An 850-nucleotide genomic window follows, 5' to 3' on the forward strand; every position below is an offset into this window, starting at 1 on the left:
GTACACACCCAGAACGTGAAAACAAACCTGCACGATGACCTGAAGTACGCTTATGCTCCCGTACATCCAAAGCTCGATATAAAAAAGAGCGACATCAAGATAAACGGGTACCTCCGATACAACGGAGAAATGGGAATAAGAAACGAACTCTGGATAGTACCAACTGTAGGATGTGTAAACGGACAGGCTCAGGCTATCATTAACAGGGTGAAATCCGAACTCGATGTATCTCACATAGACGATATCCGCGTATACACACACAACTACGGATGTTCTCAGCTGGGAGACGATCATGTGAATACCCAAAAAGCGCTGGCGGCTTTGGCTAAGCATCCAAATGCAGGAGGAGTACTTGTGATGAGTCTGGGTTGTGAAAACAACCAGCAGAAAGACTTTAAAAGCGTAATGGGACAATGGGACGAGAAAAGGGTACGGTTTCTCATCTCACAGGAAGTACAGGATGAGATAGAGACAGGATTCCTGATGATGAAAGAACTGGTAGAAAACATGCGAAACGATAAGCGTGAACCGCTGCCTCTCTCTTTGCTCAAGGTAGGGCTTAAATGCGGGGGAAGCGACGGATTCTCAGGTATTACAGCAAACCCCTTGGTAGGACAGTTCTCCGACTGGATCATCGCACAGGGAGGAACAAGCATACTGACTGAAGTACCTGAAATGTTCGGTGCTGAGACTATACTAATGAACAGGGCTGAAACAAAAGAAGTATTTGACAATACGGTATTACTGATCAACAATTTCAAGCATTACTTCCGAAAGTTTGACCAGCCTATTTATGAGAATCCTTCTCCGGGAAATAAAGCAGGAGGAATAACAACTATTGATGACAAAT

1 protein-coding gene is annotated in these 850 nt (G+C 44.6%); it reads left to right on the plus strand.

What is annotated here, in order from left to right:
- Window positions 1-850: UxaA family hydrolase (locus tag BGC7_RS17515; protein WP_185113001.1), on the plus strand; the 850-nt coding region annotated here is incomplete at both ends.

It is taken from the genome of Dysgonomonas sp. BGC7, assembly GCF_001261735.1.
Taxonomy (GTDB): Bacteria; Bacteroidota; Bacteroidia; order Bacteroidales; family Dysgonomonadaceae; genus Dysgonomonas.